The sequence below is a fragment of the Pseudomonas sp. BIGb0176 genome, assembly GCF_024810175.1.
In the GTDB taxonomy this organism is placed as follows: domain Bacteria; phylum Pseudomonadota; class Gammaproteobacteria; order Pseudomonadales; family Pseudomonadaceae; genus Aquipseudomonas; species Aquipseudomonas protegens.
Window position 1 is genome coordinate 222,856 of sequence record NZ_JANUEC010000005.1, and the last position, 21,690, is coordinate 244,545.

General features: G+C 64.2%; 19 protein-coding genes. 11 read left to right on the top strand and 8 right to left on the bottom strand.

What is annotated here, in order from left to right; all coding sequences use genetic code 11:
* Positions 1-60: 60 nt before the first annotated feature.
* From mgrA to M2395_RS27855, 3 genes are all read right to left on the bottom strand, one after another.
* Entirely contained in the window at positions 61-1,098 is a 1,038-nt protein-coding gene (mgrA, locus tag M2395_RS27845; protein ID WP_019094917.1) for an L-glyceraldehyde 3-phosphate reductase, read from the bottom strand.
* Positions 1,099-1,247: 149 nt separating this feature from the next.
* A complete protein-coding gene (locus tag M2395_RS27850; RefSeq protein ID WP_123431245.1) occupies positions 1,248-2,576 on the bottom strand; it encodes an LLM class flavin-dependent oxidoreductase in 1,329 nt (442 codons plus the stop codon).
* A gap of 143 nt (positions 2,577-2,719) precedes the next feature.
* Positions 2,720-4,978 (bottom strand): TonB-dependent receptor, encoded by a 2,259-nt coding sequence (locus M2395_RS27855; RefSeq protein ID WP_123431246.1) that lies wholly within the window; start codon positions 4,976-4,978, stop codon positions 2,720-2,722.
* Positions 4,979-5,183: 205 nt separating this feature from the next.
* Here M2395_RS27855 and M2395_RS27860 point away from each other — a divergent pair, with 205 nt between their 5' ends.
* Positions 5,184-6,230: a LacI family DNA-binding transcriptional regulator gene (locus M2395_RS27860; RefSeq protein WP_123431247.1), complete on the top strand. Its 1,047-nt coding sequence runs from the start codon at positions 5,184-5,186 to the stop codon at positions 6,228-6,230.
* A gap of 12 nt (positions 6,231-6,242) precedes the next feature.
* On the opposite strand, the gene M2395_RS27865 is transcribed toward M2395_RS27860, so the two are convergent.
* The 3 genes from M2395_RS27865 to M2395_RS27875 form a co-directional block, all read right to left on the bottom strand.
* Positions 6,243-6,644 (bottom strand): type II toxin-antitoxin system HicB family antitoxin, encoded by a 402-nt coding sequence (locus M2395_RS27865; protein WP_041120520.1) that lies wholly within the window; start codon positions 6,642-6,644, stop codon positions 6,243-6,245.
* A 29-nt stretch (positions 6,645-6,673) separates the two neighbouring features.
* Positions 6,674-6,856, bottom strand: a complete 183-nt coding sequence (locus M2395_RS27870; RefSeq protein WP_123431248.1) for a type II toxin-antitoxin system HicA family toxin — start codon at positions 6,854-6,856, stop codon at positions 6,674-6,676.
* Between the two features lie 217 nt (positions 6,857-7,073).
* On the bottom strand, positions 7,074-7,964 hold the full coding sequence (locus tag M2395_RS27875; protein WP_123431249.1) for a LysR family transcriptional regulator: 891 nt from the start codon (positions 7,962-7,964) through the stop codon (positions 7,074-7,076).
* A gap of 132 nt (positions 7,965-8,096) precedes the next feature.
* Between M2395_RS27875 and M2395_RS27880 the strand changes: the two genes are divergently transcribed.
* Together M2395_RS27880 and M2395_RS27885 are read left to right on the top strand one after the other, a co-directional pair.
* Complete coding sequence (locus M2395_RS27880; RefSeq protein ID WP_123431250.1) at positions 8,097-8,837, top strand: SDR family oxidoreductase; 741 nt, start codon at positions 8,097-8,099, stop codon at positions 8,835-8,837.
* Positions 8,838-8,889: 52 nt separating this feature from the next.
* Complete coding sequence (locus tag M2395_RS27885) at positions 8,890-9,147, top strand: hypothetical protein (protein WP_123431251.1); 258 nt, start codon at positions 8,890-8,892, stop codon at positions 9,145-9,147.
* 9 nt (positions 9,148-9,156) lie between these two features.
* On the opposite strand, the gene betT is transcribed toward M2395_RS27885, so the two are convergent.
* Entirely contained in the window at positions 9,157-11,118 is a 1,962-nt protein-coding gene (gene betT, locus M2395_RS27890) for a choline transporter BetT (RefSeq protein WP_185057803.1), read from the bottom strand.
* Positions 11,119-11,611: 493 nt separating this feature from the next.
* Complete coding sequence (gene epsC, locus M2395_RS27895; RefSeq protein WP_011058630.1) at positions 11,612-12,538, bottom strand: serine O-acetyltransferase EpsC; 927 nt, start codon at positions 12,536-12,538, stop codon at positions 11,612-11,614.
* Positions 12,539-12,727: 189 nt separating this feature from the next.
* Here epsC and M2395_RS27900 point away from each other — a divergent pair, with 189 nt between their 5' ends.
* The 8 genes from M2395_RS27900 (at position 12,728) to M2395_RS27935 (ending at position 21,690) form a co-directional block, all read left to right on the top strand.
* Positions 12,728-13,723, top strand: coding sequence for a D-cysteine desulfhydrase (locus tag M2395_RS27900; protein WP_077933196.1), 996 nt, complete (start codon positions 12,728-12,730; stop codon positions 13,721-13,723).
* Between the two features lie 273 nt (positions 13,724-13,996).
* Positions 13,997-14,794 carry a cystine ABC transporter substrate-binding protein gene (gene tcyJ / locus M2395_RS27905; protein ID WP_011058628.1) on the top strand — a complete coding sequence of 266 codons (798 nt, stop codon included), beginning with the start codon at positions 13,997-13,999 and terminating at the stop codon, positions 14,792-14,794.
* Positions 14,794-15,459 (top strand): cystine ABC transporter permease, encoded by a 666-nt coding sequence (tcyL, locus tag M2395_RS27910; RefSeq protein WP_123431253.1) that lies wholly within the window; start codon positions 14,794-14,796, stop codon positions 15,457-15,459. The genes tcyJ and tcyL overlap by 1 nt, the downstream gene beginning before the upstream one ends.
* Before the next feature lie 4 nt (positions 15,460-15,463).
* Positions 15,464-16,225, top strand: a complete 762-nt coding sequence (gene tcyN / locus M2395_RS27915) for an L-cystine ABC transporter ATP-binding protein TcyN (protein WP_011058626.1) — start codon at positions 15,464-15,466, stop codon at positions 16,223-16,225.
* Positions 16,226-16,920: 695 nt separating this feature from the next.
* Complete coding sequence (locus tag M2395_RS27920; protein WP_053148467.1) at positions 16,921-18,162, top strand: SfnB family sulfur acquisition oxidoreductase; 1,242 nt, start codon at positions 16,921-16,923, stop codon at positions 18,160-18,162.
* Positions 18,163-18,201: 39 nt separating this feature from the next.
* Positions 18,202-19,401: an SfnB family sulfur acquisition oxidoreductase gene (locus M2395_RS27925; protein WP_053148464.1), complete on the top strand. Its 1,200-nt coding sequence runs from the start codon at positions 18,202-18,204 to the stop codon at positions 19,399-19,401.
* Positions 19,401-20,768, top strand: a complete 1,368-nt coding sequence (locus M2395_RS27930) for an LLM class flavin-dependent oxidoreductase (protein ID WP_019095352.1) — start codon at positions 19,401-19,403, stop codon at positions 20,766-20,768. The genes M2395_RS27925 and M2395_RS27930 overlap by 1 nt, the downstream gene beginning before the upstream one ends.
* Positions 20,769-20,880: 112 nt before the next feature.
* Positions 20,881-21,690, top strand: a complete 810-nt coding sequence (locus tag M2395_RS27935; protein WP_053148461.1) for a MetQ/NlpA family ABC transporter substrate-binding protein — start codon at positions 20,881-20,883, stop codon at positions 21,688-21,690.

The window sequence follows — 21,690 nt, forward strand, 5'->3', positions numbered from 1 at the left end:
ACAGCCCCCGGCAGATCGCTCTGCCGGGGGCTGTTTTATCGGTGCAGGGGCAGACTTACCTCACTCTGCCGTCGAAGGTTTTTCCCACAGGTTGATGCGCCCTTCTTTGGCGAAATGATCGATTTCCGCCAGTTCCTCGACACTGAAGCTCAGGTTCTGCAACGCCCCGACGTTCTCGATGATCTGCTCCGGCCGGCTGGCACCGATCAGCGCCGAGGTCACCCGCGGGTCGCGCAGGGTCCAGGCCAGGGCCAGTTGCGCCAGGCTCTGGCCGCGGTTCTTGGCGATCTCGTTGAGCGCGCGGACATGGGCGATATTGGCCTCCGACAAGTGCGAAGCCTGCAACGAGCCGCCCCCCGGACGATTGACCCGCGCATCCTCGGGAATGCCATTGAGGTACTTGTCGGTAAGCAGGCCCTGGGCCAGCGGCGTAAAGGCGATGACCCCGGCGCCGAGTTCCTCGGTGGTGTCCAGCAGGTCCTTCTCGACCCAGCGGTTGAGCATGTTGTAGGCCGGTTGATGGATCAGCAGCGGCACCTTCCACTCCTTGAGCAACGCGGCGATTTCCCGGGTCTTGGCCCCCGAATAGGAAGAAATACCGATATACAGCGCCTTGCCCTGCTGCACGGCGGTGGCCAGGGCGCTGGCGGTTTCCTCCAGCGGCGTATCCGGGTCGAAGCGGTGGGAATAGAAGATATCCACATAGTCCAGGCCCAGGCGCTGCAGGCTCTGGTCGAGGCTGGCCAGCACGTACTTGCGCGAACCGCCGCCCTGGCCGTAAGGCCCGGGCCACATGTCCCAACCGGCCTTGCTGGAGATGATCAATTCATCGCGATAGGCCTTGAAGTCTTCACGCAGCAGGCGGCCGAAGTTGATTTCGGCGCTGCCGTAGGGCGGGCCGTAGTTGTTGGCCAGGTCGAAGTGGTTGATCCCCAGGTCGAAGGCGGTGCGCAGCAAGGCACGCTGGGTGTCGATCGGCGTGCTGTCGCCAAAGTTGTGCCACAGCCCCAGGGACAGCGCCGGCAGTACCAGGCCACTGCGGCCGACACGGCGATAGGGGATGGAGTCGTAGCGGTTTTCAGCAGCTATGTAAGTCATCGAATCCTCTCTGAGTCAGGTCTTTCCAAAACGACTAACGTCGATCAAAGCGCCCCACGGTAGGAGCCGGCTTGCCGGCCAAAGGCCCGCAAGCCTTAACCAGCACGAGCGCCTTCGCTGGCAAGCCGGCCCCTGCGCCAGCCGCGTTGTCACACAAACTGATTTTTCGGTCGCGCCAACCCCAGGTTTTCCCGCAGGGTTCGGCCCTCGTATTCAGTTCTGAACAGCCCGCGCCGCTGCAGTTCCGGAATCACCCCGCCGGCAAAGTCCCGTAGCCCACCAGGGAGATGCGGCACCAGCACATTGAAACCATCGGCCGCGCCCTCCTCGAACCAGGCTTGCAGTTCGTCGGCTATCTGCCCGGGCGTACCGATCAGGCTGTAGTGCCCACGGCCACCGGCAATCCTGCGCCCCAGCTGGGCCAGGGTCAGGTTGTCCTTGCCGGCCAGCTCGGTGAGCAATTGCTGGCGGCTCTGCTGGCCGCTCTCGGTCAGTGGCAGCGCCGGCAACGGTGCATCCAGCGGGTAGCCGGACAAGTCGAAGTTGCCCAGCATCCTCCCCAACAGGGCCACGCCCACTTCGGGCTCCACCAGGTCCTGGAAGGCTTCGAACTTTTCCCGGGCCTGACTTTCGCTGTCCCCCACCACCACGAATACCCCAGGCATGATTTTCAGGGATTGCGTACTACGATCGTACTGCTTCAGGCGCCCTTTCAGGTCGGCATAGAAGGCCTGCGCGGCGGCCATGGAAGGCTGGGCGGTGAATACCACTTCGGCGGTCTGGGCCGCCAGCTCACGACCGCTCTCGGAAGAACCGGCCTGGACGATCACCGGGTATCCCTGGGGTGGGCGCGCCACATTCAATGGCCCTTTGACCTGGAAGAATTCACCGCGATGGTCCAGTAAATGCTGCTTGTCTGGGTCGAAATACTTGCCACTGGCCTTGTCGCGGACAAAGGCGTCGTCCTCCCAGCTGTCCCAGAGCCCGGTGACCACCCGATGGAACTCCCGGGCCCTGCGATAACGTTCCGCGTGCCCAAAATGTTCCTCCCGGCCGAAATTCCGCGCTTCGGCGGCATTGTCGGAAGTCACCAGGTTCCACCCCGCCCGACCACCTGAAAGATGGTCCAGCGACGCAAATTTACGTGCTACGTGGTACGGTACGTTATAGCTCGTAGTGCTAGTGGCAATTAGCCCTATTCGCTCGGTCACGGCCGCCAGGGCCGCCAGTAACGTCAAGGGTTCGAAGTAATCGGAGCGGGCCATGCGGCTGGCGATGGGGCCGGTAGGGGCTGCCAGGCTGTCGGCGACGAACAGTGCATCGAAGCGCGCGGCTTCGGCGATCTGCGCCAGTTTTTTATAGACGGCAAAATCCAGCCCTGCCTGGGCCGGAACATCCGGATGACGCCAGGCGGCAACGTGGTGACCGGTGGCCATGAGAAAGGCACCGAGCTTGAGCTGGCGAGTGGAACGGGACATGGATCACTCCTTGTTTCATGCTGCAAAAAGGGCACCGCCAAAGCCCGCTGTAGGAGCGGGCTTGCCAGCGAAAGCGCCCTCGGGACCTGCTCCCAGCTCGCCGACCCATTCGCCGGCAAGCCGGCTCCTACAACGGCAGGGCATCAGAAATCCTTGCGCAACTGCACGCCGAAATAACGTTCGTCATCCCGGGGCACGGCGCGGTAGATGTAGTTGCCGCCACTGGCCAGCAAGGGCGAATAGGACTTGTCGGCAAGGTTCTTGCCCAGCAATGCCACGCGCCAGCCATCGTTGTAGTCGGCCAGGGCAATGCTGGCGTTCCAGATGCCGTAGGCGCCCTCCCGGGTGTCGAGGTTCTGGCTGATGTCGTACTGCACTTCGCTTTGCCAGCTGTAGTCAGTGCCCAACTCGATATCCAGGCCGTTATCCAGGGGAATGCTGTAGTCGGCGCGCACGTAGCTTTTCCAGTCCGGGCTGAAGGGCAACGGCTTGCCGTTGACATTGCACGAAGCCGCCGCGCCCGCCGGGCAGGCGAATTCGTCGATGCGCGCCCGGGTGTAGGCCAGGGCCCCGGAGAACTTCAGTTGCTGGGTGGCCTGCAGGGCGTAATCCAGTTCCACGCCCTCGCTGCTGACGCTCCCGGCATTGATCAGGCGGGTCACTACCTGCCCGGCCACGGTGTCGAAGAAGTTGGCCTGGTAGTTGTCGTATTCGCTGTGGAACACCGCGAGGTTGGTGGTCAGCCGGTTGTTCCAGCTGCTGGCCTTGATCCCCACCTCCCAGGTGTTGGAGGTTTCGGGTTTCAGTGCTTGGGTGTCCCGCGGCTGCATGTTGAAGAACACGTTGTAGGCCGGGCCCTTGTAGCCCCGGGAATAGGTCAGGTAGCTGGTGACCGTGGCGCTGAGGTCATATTGCAGGCCCAGGCGCCCGGACCAGCCATCCTCGTCCACCGAGCCGGAACTCTGAGTGCCCGGTTGGATACCGCTGACCGTGGTCGCCGAAGTCGAGACCCGGCGGTGATCGTACTTCAGGTCATCGTGGGTCCAGCGCAGGCCGGCGATGCCACGAAAGTCCTCGGTGAAATTCAGGGTGCTCTCGCCAAATACCGCGTAGCTGTCGTTGGTGGTGCTGTAGTCGGCAATGCCCCGGTTGGCGCCGGTGGTCGTGGTCAGGGTGCGCTGGTAGGTTTCTTCATCCTTGCCGTGCATGTAGAACAGACCACCGACGTACTCCAGGAACCGCCCCTTGGGCGATGCCAGGCGCAGCTCCTGCGAGTACTGGTTGTAGTCCAGGTCACCCTTGTCGGCGGTCCCGGGGAAAGCCGCAGTGACCGTGCCAAGACGGTCGCCGTCCTGGTACTGGGTATTGTTCCAGCCGCGCCAGGCGGTGATCGAGGTCAGGGTGTAGTCGCCCAGGCTCCAGTCCAGCTGGCCGGAAAGGCCCTTGTTGATATCGTCCACATGGGTACGGGTGTCGGTGTTGATGTCCCGGTTGTCGCTGCTGGCGCGCACGGGGTTCAGGGCATTGGCAAAGGCAGGTGTCAGGGCCTTGCTCACCACCCCGTTGGGGGCGTCATCATGGGATTGCATGTAGTCCGCCGCGAAGGTGAACTTGAGGTCCTCGCTGGGGGTGAACTCCAGCTTGCCGCGCACGCCCTTGCGGTTGTAGCCGTTGACCTCCTGGCCGTTGTGGCGGTTATCCACATTGCCGTCGTAACTGCCGAACAAGGTGGTGAACGAGCCCTTGAGGGTGTCGGGAATCAGGCTGCCGCCAATGCCGAAACGGGTGCGGCTTTCATTGCCGCTGTAGTAGGCCTGGTCGATGTAGCCATGAGTCTCGGCCGTAGGCGCCTTGGTGATGACATTCAGCACCCCGGCCGAGGCGTTCTTGCCGAACAGGGTGCCCTGGGGCCCGCGCAGGACTTCGATCCGTTCCAGATCCAGCAGGTCCAGGGTGGCCTGGCCGGGGCGGCCGTAGACCACGCCGTCGATCACCGTCGCCACCGTGGGCTCCACCCCCGGTGAGGTGGAAATGGTGCCCACGCCACGGATGAACAGCGAGGTGTCCTTGTTCGAGGCACCCGTGCGGAAGTTCAGCGATGGCACCTGCTGCACGATGCTTGCAACGCCGTTGCGGTTATCCCGCTCCAGTTGCTCGCCCTCCACCACCGAGACCGCCACCGGGACTTTCTGCAGCGATTCTTCGCGGCGGGTGGCGGTGACGGTCACCGACTTCAGGGTCGGTTCCTGATCCTGTGCGCTGGCGCCGCTGTCAGCGGCAAAAGCCGCCGGCAGCGGCAAGGCAACCAGCCCCGCCAGCAACCAGCCCAGATGGGGTCGCAATGGCGTGGCACCGCGGATCGACTGCGTGAGACTGTGCTGTTCCCCAAGAAAGTTCTGCATGCTGCACCTGCTGAAAAATGCCCCGAACCGCTGCCGATCTGTGCCGGCAGCGCCTGAAAACTATCTTGGGCATTCGCTCGAGCGAGTAGCAGACATGGCGCTTTGTTAGCGCTAACATCGCCAGTATCGACAGGCTCTTGATAGAGCGTCCAATACTGAAAAATTACTTTTATATGCCTTTTTGTTCAGCCAAAGGGATGCGCTCATGACCTCTGACCAAGCGCCTGGCCGCAAGCGCCGCGGCGCCGGCCGCGTAACCCTGAACACCGTGGCGCGCCAGGCCGGGGTCTCGGCGATCACCGTTTCGCGCTATTTCAACCAGCCCGACAGTGTTTCCCCCGAGCGCCGTGAACGCATCGCCGCGGTGGTCGCCGAACTCGGCTATGTACCGAACCTGGTGGCCGGCGGGCTGGCCTCGGCCCGCGGGCGGATTGTCGCCATGGTCATCCCGAACATTTCCGGGCCGATTTTCGCCCAGACCATCCAGGGCTTCAGCGACACCCTCAGCCGCCATGGCTACCAACTGCTGCTGGCTTCCAGCTACTTCGACGCAAGGCAGGAGGAGAGCGCGGTAAGGGCCTTTCTCGGCTGGTCGCCGGCAGCCCTGGTACTGACCAGCCACTTCCATAGCCCGGGCACGGAAAAGATGCTCGCCGACACCGAGATCCCGGTGATCGAAACCTGGGACTACCAGCCCCAGCGCCAACCGCTGCAGATCGGCTTTTCGCACTTTCAGGTAGGGGTCACGGCCGCTCGCCACCTGCACGCCAAAGGCTACCGGTGCATCGCCTTCGTGCAGAACAGCGCCCCGGGAGACTTCAGTGCCCTGGAGCGGCGCGACGGCTATCTGGCAACGCTGGCCGAGTTGGGGCTGGCGCCCCGGGTGTTTGCCCCGGATGCCGACCGCGCGCCCTTCGAGGCCGGCAAACAGGCCATGGAAGCGCTGATGGGCAACCCGGAACGCCCCGACGCGATCATCTTCGCCAACGACAACCTGGCGGCCGGCGGCCTGCTGGCGGGGCAACGAGCCGGGCTGAAGATCCCCGAGGAATGTGCGGTGCTGGGCTTTGGCGACTACCCCTTTGCGCAGATGCTGCTGCCCAGCCTGAGCACCATCCAGCCACCGGCGCTTCAGATCGGCGTACTGGCCGCGACCCGGGTGCTGGAGAGCCTGGGAGTGCTGCCAGTGGCCGGCACGGTGCAACGCCTGAACCTGCTGCAATGCCAGCTGATCGAGCGCGAAAGCAGTTGAGCCCACCGCCCCTCAGGCAGAGAGCTCGCGCAGCGCCGCAGCGGCGAGGAACCCGGAACGCGAACGGTAGCGCTGATCGCGTTCGACCCTCTGGTCGATGCGCTCCAGCAATTGCTCCGGCAGGGTGGCGTTGAAGCGCACCGACTTGCCGAAGTAGGGCGTCACGTCGAACTCCACCACGCCCCATACGCCACCGGCGTAGTCGGGGTTGTCCAGGTGATCGTCAATCTCATGCACCTGGGGCAAGGGCTCGCCGTCCGCCACCAGGCCCTCGTAGTGCAGGGACAGCGCTTCCTTGATGTTCTCGAACGCCAGGGAAACCGTCGGGCCGGCAGAATGGCAGCCCGGTACATCCGGAACTGTCACCCCATATTCGGAGTCGGCATCCTTGTGCAGAACCACCGGGAATTTCATGTCGTTGGACTCCTCGTTCAGAAACAGACTCATTTCAGGCCCGCCTGTTTCAAGATGCTGTTGAGCATGCCTTTGGGCAGATCCGTATCCGGGTGCCTGATGGTCACGCGGCCCGGCTTGAAAGGATGCTTGTACTGATGGTGACTGCCCTTGACGGCCACCAAGTACCAACCATCCGCCTCGATCCTGCTGATCATTTCCCGACTGCGCATAGCCCCGCCCTGTGGATGCCGAACGATCAGGCACCTTAAGCAATGCAGCAGAGCAAAATACACACTATACACACTTGGTTAATTAATACGCTGGTGGCCAATCGCCCAGCGTGCAGGAGCCGGCTTGCCGGGGAACAGGCCTTTAGGTCCGGCATCGCTCTCGCGGCGGCCTTCGCTGGCAAGACGGCTCCTGCGCATGGCGTGCCAGCGGGGGGCGTCAATGCGCCTCGGTAAACACCTGCGCCAGCCAGTCGACAAACACCCGCACCCGCGGCGACATATGCCGGCTGTGGGGGTAGACCACCGACACCGGCATTGCCGGGGGCGGCATGTGACAGAGAATCTCGCGCATCGATCCCTGCTCGATCTGCCGCGCCACGTGATAACGCGGACACTGGATGATCCCCAGCCCCGCCAGGGCCGAGGCGCCGTAGATCTGCGCACCGAACACCGACAAGGCGCCATCGATGGTCACTTCGCGCACCTGCCCCTCGACCAGGAACTCGAAGGGGAACGAGCGGGTGGCGGTACGCGAAACGTAGTTCACCGCCCGATGCGCACCGAGTTCGTCCAGGCTCCGCGGTTCGCCATATCGCGCCAGGTAGGCGGGGCTGGCGCAGGTCACCTGCTGCAGGTTCGCCACCCGCCGGGCAATCAGCGAGGAGCCTTCCAGGTTGCCGGCACGCAGCACGCAGTCCACGCCCTCGGCGACCAGGTCGACAAAGTGGTCGGCCTCGCTGATGGCCAGTTCGATCTGTGGATAACGTTGCATGAACTCCCCCAGCCGCGGGATCACGAAGTGCTTGGCCAGGGTGCCGTGCATGTCCACCCGCAAGCGCCCATGGGGCTCCACAGTGCGAAACGCCAGTTCAGCCTCTTCCAGCTCCGCCAGCAGTTGCACGCAACGGGGGTAATAGGCCTGGCCATCCAGAGTCGGGCGTACCCGGCGGGTGCTGCGCTCCAGCAGCCGGGTGCCGAGCCAGGCCTCGAACTGGTTGAGGGTGTGGGTCAGGGTCGCCCGGGGCAGGTTCAGGTCATCGGCGGCTAGAGTGAAGCTGCTGCGCTCGTAGATCCTTACGAACACTTTCATCCCTTTGACTTGGTCCACAGGTGGCTCCAGAAGCTCGATTGTTGGCGAATATTGAACAGTCAAGGCAACTCTGGCGCATTTATCCAGCACGGTAAATCCGTGAACCTGTTGTCCAGACAAGCCGTTCAACCTCCGTGAAGGACTGACCCCATGACCGCTCAAGCCGCAAAAGTCGCCATTGTCACCGGAGCCTCCCGAGGCATAGGCGCAGTGATCGCCCGCCAGTTGGCCAAGGAGGGTTACGCCGTGGCGATCAACTACGCCAGCAGCAGCGAGGAAGCTTCCCGGCTGGTGGTGGAACTGCGCCAGGCCGGGCACCGGGCCATAGCGGTCAAGGCCGACGTGGCCAGCGCCAACGATGTGCGCCGGCTGTTCGAAGAGACCGAGACCCAACTGGGCAAGGTCGATGTTCTGATCAACAACGCCGGCATCCTCAAGGTGCTGCCCCTGGCCGAGCACAGCGACGAGCTCTACGAGCAGACCTTCGCCATCAACACTCGCGGTACCTTCAACACCCTGCGCGAAGCCGCCGGGCGCCTGAATGACGGCGGCCGTATCGTCAACTTCTCCAGCAGCACCGTCGGCCTCAACCTGCCGGGCTACGCGGTGTACATCGCCAGCAAGGCGGCGGTGGAATCCCTGACCCAGGTGTTTGCCAAGGAGCTGCGCGGGCGCCAGATCACGGTCAATGCCGTGGCGCCGGGGCCGGTGGCCACCGAACTGTTCCTCAAGGACAAGACTGCCGAGCAGGTGGCCAGCTTCGCCAGGATGCCGCCCCTGGAACGCCTGGGGCAGCCGGAGGATATCGCCAGCATCATCAGCTTCCTGGCGAGCCCGGCGGCGGCCTGGGTCAACGGGCAGATCCTGCGGGCCAATGGCGGGCTGGTTTGACGCCTATGCTCGATACATGCGCCGGCACACCGGCTCCCGGGGAGTACCCATCATGCACACCACCATCATCATCACCTTTGGCCTGATCCTGCTGGCACTGGTGCTGTTTATCGGCGAGCGGCTGGGTTTCAGCCGCCATACCCTGGGCTATGGCTTCTCGGGGCTGTGGCTGGCGTTGACGGTCATCAACGGTGCGGTGGGCATGGTCACCGCCCACCAGCCCCTGCGTTCGGAGCTGGCGGTCGGCAGCCTGGTGTTTGCCGTGCCGGTGCTGGCCCTGGTGCTCTACCTGTTGCTCACCAAGGCCTGAGCGAACGGCTCAGCGCACCAGATGCAGGAACTGCATATGGCGTTCGTACTGGTCGAGGATGTCGTTGATGATCTGTTCCTTGGTGTAGCCCATCAGGTCGTAATCCTGACTGCCCTCGGCCAGATGCACCTCGGCCCGGTAGTAACGGCGGTTGCGCAGCTCCTTGGGCCCCATGCCGCCACGGGCGAAGGACGGGGTGAAGTAACCGCGCATCTGCACCTGGTAGATGAACGGGTGCTGGTCGCCATGGCCGATTTCCAGGCTCACGCTGTCGTTGGCCGGGTCGGGCTGGGTCACCACGTTCAAGCCCTTCTCGACGAACACCGCGGTCACCTCTTCGATGGCCGGGCGCACTGTCTGGTCGAGGAAGCGATACACCTCATCCCGTGACGGGAAATGCACCGCCTGGCTCAGGCGCTGGCGCCAGCCGCCCTTGCCCCGCCGCGAAGGCGCAACCGGCGCCAGGGAGTGCAACTGGGCGATGCGCCGCTGTGATTCCAGGTAGAACGCCTTGTGCAGCCCCCACATCATCAACAGCAGGATCAGCGAAAACGGCAGCGAGGTCAGCACCACCGCCGACTTCAGCGAGTCGATGCTGCCGGCGAACAACAGCGCGCTGGTAACCAGCGCCGTCATCGCCCCCCAGAACACCCGCAGCCACTTCGGCCCGTCTTCATCGGCGTTGCCGCCCTTGGCCGACAGGGTCGAGAGCACCACGGTGCCGGAATCCGCCGAGGTGACGAAGAACACGAAGCTGATGAACACCGTGACCGCAATCACGGTCTTGCTCCAGGGGTAGGTTTCCAGCAGCAGGTAGAGGGTCATCGACGGGTTGTCGATAGCCGACATGCCCAGGGCGCTCATACCGTGGTTGAGCACCTGGTCGATGGCGCTGTTACCGAAGATCGACATCCACGCCAGGGTGAAGCCCAGGGGAATCAGCAGTACGCCGAACACGAACTCGCGAATGGTCCGGCCCCGGGAAATCCGCGCGATGAACAGGCCCACGAACGGCGACCATGCAATCCACCAGGCCCAGTAGAACACCGTCCAGCCGCCCAGCCAGTCGCTGGGCTTGTTGTAGGCATAGACGTCGAAGCTCTTGGTGGGCAAGGCACCCAGGTAGTCGCCCAGGTTCTGGATCAGGGTGTTGAGCAGGTGCTGGGTGGGGCCGGCGAACAGCACGAACAGCAGCAGCGCCACCGCCAGCAGCATGTTGATGTCGGACATCACCCGCACGCCCTTGTCGACCCCGGACACCGCGACAATGATCGCCGCGCCCATCATCAGGGTGATCAGGCCAACCTGGATCCACTGGGTGTGGGCGATGCCGAACAGGTAGTCGAGGCCGGAGTTCAGGTGCAGTACGCCAAAGCCCATGTCGGCGCCCAGGCCGAACACCGTGGCGATGATGCCGAAGCCATCCACCGCGTAGCCGATAGGGCCGTTGATGCGCTTGCCGATCAGCGGGTACAGCGCCGAACGCAGGGCCAGCGGCAGGTTGTGCCGATAGGCGAAGTACGCCAGGGCCATGCCGACGAAGGCGAACACCCCCCACCCGTGCAGGCCCCAGTGCAGGAACAGCAGCTGCATGCCCTGGCGCGCCGCCTCGGCGGTGCCAGCCTCGCCCTGGGGCGGTTGCAGCATATGGGTCAGGGGCTCGGAAACGCAGAAGAAGAACAGCGTGATGCTGATCCCGGCGGCGAACAGCATGCCGGCCCAGGACAGGTAACTGAACTCGGGTTCGTCGTGGTCGGCACCGAGCTTGATCTTGCCGTAGCCGGACAAGGCGGTGACCACCACGAAGACCAGGTACAGGGTCATCGCCAGCATGTAGTACCAGCCGACCGTATTGGCCGCCCAGTTTTGCGCCGCCAGCAGCCAGGCGCCGGCCTGTTCCGGCGTGGAAATGACCACCACACCGAAGATCAGGATAAAGCTCGCGGCGAAGTAGAACACCGGAGGGTTCATGCGAATCAAAGCATTCGCGGAGGTGGATGGTGCACTCATGAACGGTGCACCTCGAAGGGATGAAACATGGCTGAAATAGACGGACTCAGCAAAGGCAAGCCTCCTGTTGTGAGCGGGCAGCGAACCACCGGTTTAACTTGAACAAGCGTTCAAGTTAAACATGGATAGGGGGCTCAGGACTAATCGCAGGGCTCAGCGGTACCTTTTGTACGCTAGCTCAGGGAAGGGTATGACGTGTGTCGAACGCAATCGTTCAGCAGAAAAAGCCCCTTGCCGGGCCGGCCTCTCTCCCGTAGGAGCCGGCTTGCCGGCGAATAGGCCCGCAAGCCCTGCATCGCCCTCAGGGACGCCTTCGCTGGCAAGCCAGCTCCTACAACAGGCGGGCGTACACCTTCTTCCGTAGGAGCCGGCTTGCCGGCGAATAGGCCGGCAAGTCCTGCATCGCTCTCAGAGACGCCTTCGCTGGCAAGCCAGCGCCTACACAAGCCAGCGCCTACTTCTGCGAGCCGTCGTCGTGCTGCAGGTTGGCCTGGGTCAGGTTGCAGCCGGCCGGCACGCTGCGGGTCAGCCAGACGTTGCCGCCAATGGTCGAGCCCTTGCCGATGGTAATGCGCCCCAGGATGGTCGCGCCGGCGTAGATCACCACGTCGTCCTCGACGATCGGGTGGCGCGGGTGGCCCTTCTGCAACTGGCCGTCCTCGTCCGCCGGGAAGCGCTTGGCGCCCAGGGTCACCGCCTGATAGATGCGCACCCGCTCGCCGATGATCGCGGTCTCGCCGATCACCACGCCGGTACCGTGGTCGATGAAGAAGCTGCGGCCGATCTGCGCACCCGGGTGGATGTCGATGCCGGTGGCCGAGTGGGCGATTTCCGAGCTGATCCGCGCCAGCAGCGGCAGGCCGGCGCGATACAGATGGTGCGCCAGGCGGTGGTGGATCACCGCCAGGATGCCGGGGTAGCACAGCAGCACCTCATCCACGCTGCGGGCCGCAGGGTCGCCGTGATAGGCCGCCAGCACATCGGTGTCCAGCAGCACCCGCAGGCCGGGCAGGGCCAGGGCGAAATCCTGGATCAGGCGGATCGCCCGGGCGTTGACTTCAGCATCGGCCTCGCCGCTCTGCCGGGCCACATAGCGCAGCTCCAGGCGCGCCTGGGCCAGCAAGGCGTTGAGCGCCGCGTCCAGGGTGTGGCCCACGTAGAAGTCCTCGCTCTCTTCGCGCAGGTCCACCGGCCCCAGGCGCATGGGGAACAGGGCACCGCACAGGGCTTCGAGGATTTCTGCCATGGCCGCTCGCGACGGCAGCTCACGCCCGCCCTGCTCGCCGCTGACCCGACCGTTGCGGGTACGCCACTGGTCACGGGCATCACGCAGTTGGCCAACGATGGTCTGCAATTGCCAATGGCTGGAACGCTCGCTCACGATAAGACTCCTTACTCGGGCGGCCGGACAATCGGGCCGCGCAAACGGCGATCACTTTACGCCCGGCGACGGCGGCGCTTAAGAACTAATTGTCTGGCTTCAAGCACTTTTTCGCATAAGCGATTGGCGGTTGCCCGGGCAAAAAGGGCTGCCTATAGTCCTTGCACCTTCCCTGTTCCGTGCGGCCCCATGATCAAACAACAGCTCGCCCGCTTTAATCGCCTCGACCTGCTCAGGTCTACCACCGCCCTGGAAAAACTCGAACGGCTGTCGGCCTGGATCGGTCGCGATGTCTACGTCAAGCGTGACGACAGCACACCCCTGGCCATGGGCGGCAACAAGCTGCGCAAGCTCGAATACCTGGCCGCCGATGCCCTGGCCCAGGGCGCCGACACCCTGATCACCGCCGGTGCCATCCAGTCCAACCATGTGCGCCAGACCGCAGCCCTGGCCGCCAAGTTGGGGCTGGGCTGCGTGGCCCTGCTGGAAAACCCCACCGGCACCCAAGACCCCAACTACCTGGGCAATGGCAACCGCCTGCTGCTGGACCTGTTCGACGCCAAGGTGGAGCTGGTGGAAAACCTCGACCAGGCCGACGAGCAACTGCACGCCCTGGCCGCGCGCCTGCGCAGCAACGGCAAGAAACCCTACCTGGTGCCCATCGGCGGCTCCAACGCCCTGGGGGCCCTGGGCTACGTGCGCGCCGGCCTGGAGCTGGCGCAGCAGATCGAAGACAGCGGCCTGGAATTTGCCGCCGTGGTCCTGGCCTCCGGCAGCGCCGGCACCCACAGCGGCCTGGCCCTGGCCTTGAGCGACGTGCTGCCGCAACTGCCGGTAATCGGGGTCACCGTGTCGCGCAGCGAAGAAGACCAGCGGCCCAAGGTCCAGGGCCTGGCCGAGCGCACCGCCGAGTTGCTGGGAGTGAAGCTGCCCGACGCTTTCAACGTGCAGTTGTGGGACGAGTACTTCGCCCCGCGCTACGGTGAACCCAATGCCGGGACGCTGGCGGCGGTCAAGCTGCTGGCCAGCCAGGAGGGCCTGTTGCTGGACCCGGTATACACCGGCAAGGCCATGGCCGGCCTGCTGGACGGGGTCGGCCGCCAGCGCTTCGACGATGGCCCGCTGATTTTCCTGCACACCGGCGGCGCCCCGGCCCTGTTCGCCTACGCCGGCGCCTTCTCGTAGCAGCGCAAGCCTTGCATCGCCCTCGATGCCGCCTTCGCGGGCAAGCCAGCTCCTACGGAAGGATGGTGCGAGGAGAACCAAACAAAAAGGAATAACAAAGTAAATTTATATTATTTTTAAACCTATAAATGCCATCTTATAGTCGCGCCGCAGGCCCAATTGCCACGAGACGCGCCGCGCGCATTTAAGGCAGGATAAAGCACAGTTCGCGCCTCACCGATTGACCTGCAACTCCACCCGCATCGTGCATAAGAAAACACACAGGGGCTTGTCATGAATTTTTCCGTACTGCGTCGCAATCTGCTGATTGGCACACTGGGCCTGGCCTTGGGTGCCGGACTGATGGGGCAAGCGGTTGCCGGCGAGCAACTGCAGAAAATCAAGGATGCCGGAGTCATCAACGTCGGCCTGGAAGGCACCTACCCACCGTTCAGCTATGTGGACGAAAACGGCAAGCTGACCGGCTTCGAGGTGGAATTCTCCGAAGCCCTGGCGAACAAGCTCGGGGTCAAGGTCAAGCTGCAGCCGACCAAGTGGGACGGCATTCTCGCCGCCCTGGAGTCCAAGCGCCTGGACGCCGTGGTGAACCAGGTGACCATCTCTGAAGAGCGCAAGAAAAAGTACGATTTCTCCATCCCCTATACCGTCTCCGGCATCCAGGCCCTAACCCAGAAGAAGGACGAAGGCAAGTTCAAGACCGCCGCCGACCTGGGTGGGCACAAGGTCGGCGTGGGCCTGGGCACCAACTACGAGCAGTGGCTCAAGGACAACGTGCCCACCGCCATCATCAAGACCTACGACGACGATCCGACCAAGTACCAGGACCTGCGCGTAGGCCGTATCGAAGCCATCCTGGTGGACCGCCTGGCGGCCTTCGAGCTGATCAAGAAAACCAAGGACACCCTGGTGGTTTCCGGCGAACCCTTCTCCCGCCAGGAAGCCGGCGTGGCCCTGCGCAAGGGCGAACCTGAGCTGTTGGCGGCGGTGAACAAGGCCATCGAGGAACTGCGGGCCGATGGCACGCTGAAAAAGCTCTCGGAAAAATACTTCAACGCTGACGTCACCCAATAATGGAAGCAGGCCTGCAACTGGCGCTGGAATCAGCGCCATTTCTTCTCAAAGGCGCGTACTACACGATCATCCTCAGCCTCGGCGGCATGTTCTTCGGACTGCTGCTGGGCTTTGGCCTGGCCTTGATGCGCCTGTCGCGCCTGGCCCTGGTGAGCTGGATCGCCCGCATCTACGTGTCGTTCTTTCGCGGCACGCCGCTCTTGGTGCAGCTCTTCGTGATCTATTACGGCCTGCCGCAACTGGGGCTGGAACTGGACCCGCTGCCCGCCGCGCTGATCGGTTTCTCCCTGAACATGGCGGCCTATGCCTGTGAAATCCTCAGGGCTGCCATCGGCTCCATCGAGCGTGGCCAATGGGAAGCCGCCGCCAGCATCGGCATGACCCGCGCGCAGACCCTGCGCCGGGCGATCCTGCCCCAAGCCATGCGCACGGCCCTGCCGCCGCTGGGCAACAGCTTCATTTCCCTGGTCAAGGATACGGCCCTGGCCGCCACCATCCAGGTGCCTGAACTGTTCCGCCAGGCGCAGCTGATCACCGCCCGCACCTTCGAAATCTTCACCATGTATCTTGCCGCCGCCCTGATCTACTGGATTCTCGCCAGCGTGCTCGCGCACCTGCAGAACCGGCTTGAAGAGCGGGTCAATCGGCACGACCAGGAGTCCTGAAGCCATGATCGTGGTGGAAAAACTGACCAAGCAGTTCAAGGGCCAGACGGTGCTCAATGGCATCGACCTGGAGGTCAAGGAAGGCGAAGTGGTCGCTATCATCGGCCCCAGCGGCTCGGGCAAGACCACCTTCCTGCGCTGCCTGAATTTTCTCGAAGAACCCACCAGCGGCCGCATCCGCATCGGTGACATCAGCATCGACAGCAGCATCCCCCTGAGCCATCAGCAGGGCCGGATCCGCCAGTTGCGCCAGCAAGTGGGCTTCGTGTTCCAGAACTTCAACCTGTTCCCCCACCGCACCGCCCTGGAGAACGTCATCGAAGGCCCGCTGGTGGTGAAGAAAACCCCGCGGGAGCAAGCCGTCGCCCTGGGTCGCGCGCTGCTGGCCAAGGTCGGGCTGGCAGGTAAGGAAGATGCCTACCCCAGGCGCCTGTCCGGCGGCCAGCAACAGCGGGTAGCGATCGCCCGGGCCCTGGCCATGGAACCGCGGGTGATCCTGTTCGACGAACCCACCTCGGCCCTGGACCCGGAGCTGGTGGGCGAAGTACTGGCCACCATCCGCAGCCTGGCCGAAGAGAAACGCACCATGGTCATCGTCACCCACGAGATGGGCTTTGCCCGGGACGTGGCCAACCGGGTGATCTTCTTCGACAAGGGGGTGATCGTCGAACAGGGCGAAGCCAAGGCGCTGTTCGCCAACCCCCAGCACGAACGCACCCGACAGTTTCTCAGCAAGTTCCTCGGCGCAAGCCACGCCCCCTTGTAGGAGCCGGCTTGCCGGCGAAAAGGCCCTCAAGCCTTGCACCACCCTCGCGGACGCTTTCGCTGGCAAGCCAGCTCCTACAGCAGATCACGCCCCCTCCCCCGTAGGAGCCGTCTTGCCGGCGAAAAGGCCCTCGAGCCTTGCATCGCCCTCGCGGACGCCTTCGCTGGCAAGCCAGCTCCTACAGCAGATCACGCCCCCTCCCCCGTAGGAGCCGGCTTGCCGGCGAAAAGGCCCTCAAGCCTTGCACCACCCTCGCGGACGCCTTCGCTGGCAAGCCAGCTCCTACAGCAGATCACGCCCCCTCCCCCGTAGGAGCCGGCTTGCCGGCGAAGAGGCCCTCGAGCCTTGCATCGCCCTCAAGGACGCTTTCGCTGGCAAGCCAGCTCCTACGTGCAGGTACGGGGTGGTTTTGGGGAGGCATTCGTCGCTAGAACCACAGCCGTGGAAGCACGCTAAGGCCTTGATCCATAACGCCTGCGGGCTTCGATTTAACCCTTCTATTCATATTCCTAAAAGTTAGTTTATTTAATTTTTATACGCGCATAGGGTATATGCACCGGACCACCGGACATTCTTGATTCTGATTTCGCCGCATGACGCGGCCTATCCAAAAGATGTGAGGTAGGTATGGTCCGGAACACAATCACCCCAGTGCAGATCGCCAGGGCATTGCGTGCAGCCAAGGAGTGGCACTGATGTCCAGTCTGATCGAAGCCCAGGTCCAGAGTGACCTGGATATCGCTCCCCTTTTGCTGCCCGCTCGGGTTCTGCGCAACGACGCCGAAGCCCTTCAGGCTGCCCATGAATTGGCCGACGCGGCCCGCCAGCAGGCCGCCCAGCGCGACCGCCAGCGCAAGCTGCCCTGGGCGCAGATCGAACAATTCACCCGCAGCGGCCTGGGCAGTATTTCCGTGCCCCGGGCCTACGGCGGGCCACAGGTTTCCTTCGTCACCCTGGCCGAAGTCTTCGCCATCATTTCCGCGGCCGACCCGGCCCTGGGGCAGATCCCGCAGAACCAGTTCGGCATCCTCGGCCTGATTCTCGGCTGCGGCACCGAGCGGCAGAAGAAACAGCTGCTGCAGAGCGTTCTGGAAGGCTGGCGCATCGGCAATGCCGGCCCGGAACGCGGCACCAAGAACACCCTGGAACTCAAGGCACGGATCACCGCCGACGCCGACGGCCACGTGATCAATGGCCAGAAGTTCTACTCCACCGGCGCCCTGTTCGCCCACTGGGTGGCGGTCAAGGCACTCAACGAGGAAGGCCGCCAGGTGCTGGCCTTCGTCCGTCGTGGCACCCCGGGGCTGCGCATCGTCGACGACTGGTCGGGCTTCGGCCAGCGCACCACCGCCAGCGGCACCATCCTGCTCAACGATGTGCGGGTGGACGCCGAGCTGGTGCTGGACAACTGGCGGATCAACGAAACACCGAATATCCAGGGCGCGGTATCCCAGCTGATCCAGGCCGCCATTGACGCCGGCATCGCCCGGGAAGCCGTGGCCGACGCCATCCGTTTCGTTCGTGAACGAGCACGCCCGTGGATCGATGCCAACGTCGAGCGGGCCGGCGATGACCTGTATGTGATCGCCGACATCGGCAAGCTGCAGATCGAACTGCACGCCGCCGAAGCCCTGCTGCGCAAGGCCGGGCAGGTGCTGGACCAGGTCAGCGCGGCGCCGATCACTGCCGAGTCCGCGGCCCGCGCCTCCATCGCCGTAGCCGAAGCCAAGGTGCTGACCACCGAGATCTCGCTGCTGGCCAGTGAAAAGCTCTTCGAGCTGGCTGGCAGCCGCGCCACCCTCGCCGAATTCAACCTCGACCGTCACTGGCGCAACGCCCGGGTGCACACCCTGCACGACCCGGTGCGCTGGAAGTACCACGCCGTGGGCACCTATCACCTGAACGGCACCTTGCCTGCCCGGCACTCCTGGATTTAACCGCCCAGAACGCTTTTGACCAGATCTCTGGAGAAACACATGTCTCTTTCCCAACACGTCGCGGTCATTACCAGCGATGAGCAAGCCCTGATTGTCGCCAGCGACCTGGCGGAAGATTTCAAGCGCGACAGCGCCCTGCGCGACCGCGAGCGGCGCCTGCCACACCCCGAGCTGGAAGCCTTTTCCCGCTCCGGCCTGTGGGGCATCAGCGTGCCCAAGGAATACGGCGGCGCCGGGGTTTCCAACGTCACCCTGGCCAAGGTCATCGCCCTGATCGCCGAAGCCGACGCCTCCCTGGGGCAGATCCCGCAGAACCATTTCTACGCCCTGGAAGTGCTGCGGGTGAATGGCAGCGAGCCGCAGAAGCAGCGGCTGTATGCCGAAGTCCTGGCCGGCCGGCGTTTCGGCAACGCCCTGGCCGAGCTGGGCACCAAGACCGCCCACGACCGCACCACCCGCCTGAGCCGCGACAGCAACGACCCGGGCTACCGCATCGACGGGCGCAAGTTCTACGCCACCGGCGCCCTCTACGCCCAGCGCATCCCCACCTCGGTGGTGGATGAACACGGCGTGCAGCAACTGGCCTTCGTCCCCGCCGACGCCCAGGGCCTGGACGTGATCGACGACTGGAGCGGCTTCGGCCAGCGCACCACCGGCAGCGGCTCGGTGCAATTCGACAACGTGTGGGTGGACGAGGCCGACGTGGTGCCGTTCCAGAGCGCCTTCGAGCGCCCGACCCCAGTCGGGCCGCTGGCGCAGATTCTCCACGCCGCCATCGACACCGGCATCGCCCGCGCCGCCTATGAAGACGCCCTGCGCTTTGTGCGCACCAAGACCCGGCCGTGGATCGACTCCGGCAACGACAAGGCCACCGACGACCCGCTGACCATCAAGAGCTTCGGCCACCTGAGCATCCGCCTGCACGCCACCGAGGCCCTGCTGGAACGCGCCGGGGAGTTCCTCGACCGGGCCCAGGCCGACACCAACGCCGACACCGTGGCCGCCGCGTCCATCGCCGTGGCCGAGGTCCGCGCCCTGAGCACGGAAATCTCCCTGGCCGCCGGCAGCACCCTGTTCGAACTGGCGGGCAGCCAGGCGACCCTGGCCGAGCACGGCCTGGACCGCCACTGGCGCAATGCCCGGGTACACACCCTGCACGACCCGGTGCGCTGGAAGTACCACGCGGTGGGCAACTACTACCTGAACCAGCAGAACCCGCCGCTGCGGGGGACCATCTGATGGCCGCGCCACAAACCACCAAGAAGAAAATCCTGCTCAACGCCTTCAACATGAACTGCGTCGGGCACATCAACCACGGCCTGTGGACCCACCCGCGGGACAACTCGACCCAGTACAAGACCCTCGAGTACTGGACCGAGCTGGCCCAGTTGCTGGAGCGCGGGCTGTTCGACGGGCTGTTCATCGCCGACATCGTCGGGGTCTACGACGTCTACCAGAACTCGGTGGACGTGCCCCTCAAGGAGTCGATCCAGCTGCCGGTGAACGACCCGCTGCTGCTGGTCTCGGCCATGGCCGCGGTTACCAAGAACCTGGGGTTCGGCCTCACCGCCAACCTCACCTACGAGGCGCCCTACCTGTTCGCCCGGCGCCTTTCCACCCTCGACCACCTGAGCCGTGGCCGGGTCGGCTGGAACATCGTCACCGGCTACCTGGACAGCGCCGCCCAGGCCATGGGGCTCAAGGAGCAGATCGAGCACGACCGCCGCTACGACCAGGCCGACGAGTACCTGGAGGTGCTGTACAAACTCTGGGAAGGCAGTTGGGAGGACGACGCGGTCCTCAATGACCGCGAGCAACGCATCTATGCCCAGCCGGAAAAAGTGCACAAGGTCGAGCACCAGGGCGAGTTCTACCAGGTCAGTGGCTACCACCTGTGCGAGCCGTCGCCGCAACGCACCCCGGTGCTGTTCCAGGCCGGTAGCTCGGACCGCGGCCTGCTGTTCGCCGGGCGCCACGCCGAGTGCGTGTTCATCAGCGGGCAGAACAAGGCGGCGACCAAGGCCCAGGTGGACAAGGTCCGCGCCAGCGCCGTGGCCGCCGGGCGCAATCCCGGAGACATCAAGGTGTTCATGGGCCTCAACGTGATAGTCGGCGAGACCGAGGAACTGGCCTGGAAGAAGCACGCCGAGTACCGCAGCCACGCCAGCGCCGAAGCCGGGGTGGCGCATTTTTCCGCGTCCACCGGGATCGATTTTTCCCAGTACGAGATCGACGAGCCGATCCAGTACGTGAAGAGCAATGCCATCCAGTCGGCCACCAAGAACCTGCAGAACAACGACTGGACCCGACGCAAGCTGTTGGACCAGCACGCCCTGGGCGGCCGCTACTTCACCGTGGTCGGCTCGCCGCAGCAGGTGGCCGACGACCTGGAATCCTGGATCGCCGAAACCGGCCTGGACGGCTTCAACCTGACCCGCATCGTCACCCCGGAAAGCTACGTCGACTTCATCGACCTGGTCATCCCCGAACTGCAGCGCCGTGGCTCCTACAAGACCGCCTACGACGACGGCACCCTGCGGGAAAAGCTCTTCCGCCAGGGCCGCAAGCTGCCCGAACAACACACCGGCGCGGCCTACCGCCGCTAAACGCTTCGCCGGCAAGCCGGCTCCTGCACACCTCACTGTAGGCGCTGGCTAGCCAGCAAAGAGGCCCGCAACCACACCCCATTCCCTGGCCCCGACTCGGACCCTGACCCCTATGAAAACCAAACGCCTGCGCCACCCGCTCAAAGCCCTGGCCCTCGCCCTCGGCCTGTTCAGCAGCGCCGTCTTCGCCGCCGACGCGCCGCTCAAGGTCGGCACCACCGCCGCCTTCGCCATTCCCCTGGAGGCCGCCGTGGAAGAGGCCGACAAGCAGGGCCTGAAAGTCGAGCTGGTGGAGTTCACCGACTGGATCGCGCCCAACGTCAGCCTGGCCGCCGGTGACATCGACGTGAACTACTTCCAGCACATCCCGTTCCTGGAAAACGCCAAGGCCGCCGCCGGTTTCGACCTGGTGCCCTTCGCCCCGGGCATCATCAACAACGTCGGCCTGTACTCGAAGAAATACAAAAGCTTCGACGAACTGCCACAAGGTGCCAGCGTGGCCATCGCCAACGACCCGATCAACAGCGGGCGCGGCCTGCAACTGCTGGCCAAGGCCGGGCTGATCACCCTCAAGCCGGGCGTTGGCTACAAGGCCACCGAAGAAGACATCGTCAGCAACCCGAAGAAGATCAAGATCCTCCAGGTCGAAGCCGTGCAACTGGTGCGCGCCTATGACGACGCTGACCTGGTCCAGGGCTACCCGGCCTACATCCGCCTGGCCAAGACCTTCGATGCCGGCTCGGCGCTGCTGTTCGACGGCCTGGACCACAAGGAATACGTGATCCAGTTCGTGATCCAGCCCAAGAGCAAGAACGACCCGCGGCTGATCAAGTTCGTCGATATCTACCAGCACTCGCCTGCCGTTCGCGCCGCTCTGGACAAAGCCCACGGCAAGCTCTACCAAGCCGGCTGGGAAGGTTGA